The organism is Nocardia sp. NPDC060220, assembly GCF_042727815.1.
GTDB lineage: Bacteria > Actinomycetota > Actinomycetes > Mycobacteriales > Mycobacteriaceae > Nocardia.
Genome location: NZ_JBHWZY010001165.1, coordinates 1 through 1,719 on the forward strand (window position 1 = coordinate 1; position 1,719 = coordinate 1,719).

General features: G+C 65.3%; 3 protein-coding genes and 1 pseudogene. 1 reads left to right on the forward strand and 3 read right to left on the reverse strand.

The window, feature by feature from the left end; all coding sequences use genetic code 11:
• The 3 genes from ACFWF3_RS34845 to ACFWF3_RS34855 all read right to left on the reverse strand — a co-directional run.
• Positions 1-211: aldehyde dehydrogenase family protein (locus ACFWF3_RS34845; RefSeq protein ID WP_379318337.1), on the reverse strand; the 211-nt coding region annotated here is incomplete at its 3' end.
• Positions 212-283: 72 nt separating this feature from the next.
• The gene (locus ACFWF3_RS34850; RefSeq protein WP_379318339.1) at positions 284-1,135 is read right to left on the reverse strand and encodes an SDR family oxidoreductase; all 852 of its coding nucleotides are present in this window, start codon (positions 1,133-1,135) and stop codon (positions 284-286) included.
• A gap of 37 nt (positions 1,136-1,172) precedes the next feature.
• On the reverse strand, positions 1,173-1,538 hold the full coding sequence (locus ACFWF3_RS34855; protein WP_379318341.1) for a hypothetical protein: 366 nt from the start codon (positions 1,536-1,538) through the stop codon (positions 1,173-1,175).
• An 85-nt stretch (positions 1,539-1,623) separates the two neighbouring features.
• On the opposite strand from ACFWF3_RS34855, the pseudogene ACFWF3_RS34860 reads away from it, so the two are divergent.
• Positions 1,624-1,719, forward strand: a pseudogene (locus ACFWF3_RS34860) (hypothetical protein); the annotation flags it as partial.

Below are 1,719 nucleotides of genomic sequence, written 5' to 3' on the forward strand. Positions count from 1 at the left end.
GCAGCGAGGAGAGCCTATCGACGTTGTCCAGCAACCAATCCCGGTACTTGTACAGCCAGCGCACCCGCTCGGGCACACCCGCCTGGTCCCACGCTGTCTGTTCGGCGCGCAGCCGCGCGACGGTCCGTTCGACGTGCGTCACGTCGTGGATCTTCACCGTGCCGGTCACGCGCCCGTCGAGCGGGCTGCGGATCTCGAGATCGTCACTCACGACCACGCCTCACACAGGTTCGACACTGCCCAAGAGCGGAGGATAGGGCGAGCAGTTCGTATAGTCATCGGCTCAGCCCTCGGTGCGTGCCCGGTAAGCGGCACGCGCGGACTCATCAGAGTTCAGCGTGACCGCGTGCAGCCCCAGCAGGGTGTAGATCCGATTGCGCAGATTCTCCGGAACCATAGTGAGCACGGTGATCGTCACGCCGCCGATTTTCGGCACGAATGCCAGCCCGCCCTTGCCGCGCGATACCGCATCGGCGATCGAGTCGGCGACATCCTCGGGGTCGACTACACCGATCTGTTCGATGAACTTGCTCGGCGACAGTCCCGCGATCAGTTCCGTGCGGACGAAGCCGGGCGCGACGGTGGTGACCTTCACTCCGAGCGGCGCCAGCTCTTGATGCAGCGCGGACCCGAGCCCGATCACCGCATGCTTGGTGGCGCAATACACCGCGACGCCGGGTGCGGCGGAAACGCCCGCGACCGACGCGATATTCACGATGTGGCCCTGGTGGCGCAAGGCGAATCGCTTGCCCGCCAGCTTGGAGCCGATGATCACCCCGCGCACATTGATATCGAGCTGGCGGTCGCTGAGCTTCTCGCTCTCGTCGAGGAACGCCCCGGTCGGCATGATTCCGGCATTGTTGACCAGCGCATCGAGGCCGCCGAGCTCGTTCTCGGCGGCGTCGAGGAAGATCTCGAATTTCGCGCTGTCAGTGACGTCCAGGGGAAGGCCAACGATGCGACCGCCGGACTTCTCGGCGATCTCGGCGGCGGTCTTCTGCACGAGTTCGGTGTCGATATCGCCGATGACCACGGCCGCGCCGCGGGCGATGAACTCCTCGGCGGTGGAACGGCCGATGCCGCGGGCGCCGCCGGTAATGGCGATGCGCCGGCCTGCGAGTGACTTCTTCGTCATTGGTTTCAGTCGCTTTCTTATCGCGAGGGAGTGTGAATCAGTTGCCGGTGACGGCGGGGACGAATCGGTAGTCGCTCGGGTTCACTCGGCGCGTACGACGCCGGTACTCGGACATGAGCCCCGGCCAGTTATTGGTGACCTTGCCCTTGTCGTTGGTGTACCAGCTGCTGCATCCACCGGTCGACCACACCGAATTGGCCAGCCGCCGTTGGGCTTCGGCGCTGAAGGCATCGAAGGACTCGGGCCGCACATCCATGTACGCGGCGGAACGTTCGGTGAGGCTGCGGACCGCGTCGACGACGTAGCGGGCCTGGCTCTCCAGGATGTAGACGATGGAGCCACCACCGAAATTGGTGTTGGGTCCGTACATCAGGAAGAAGTTGGGAAATCCGGTGACGGTCATCCCCAGATAGGCCTGGGGTTCGGAGTTCCAGCTGCGGCTCAGATCGGGCGAGACGCTGGCGGGGGTCGTCGGGCGGTACGAGGAGGTGGCCGCGCGTACCGACGCGGTGATCGCCTCCGTACCGGATCTGTCGGCGGCGTACGCGATGCCCGACGTGCCGTGGCAGGAGCCGGGTGAGGTG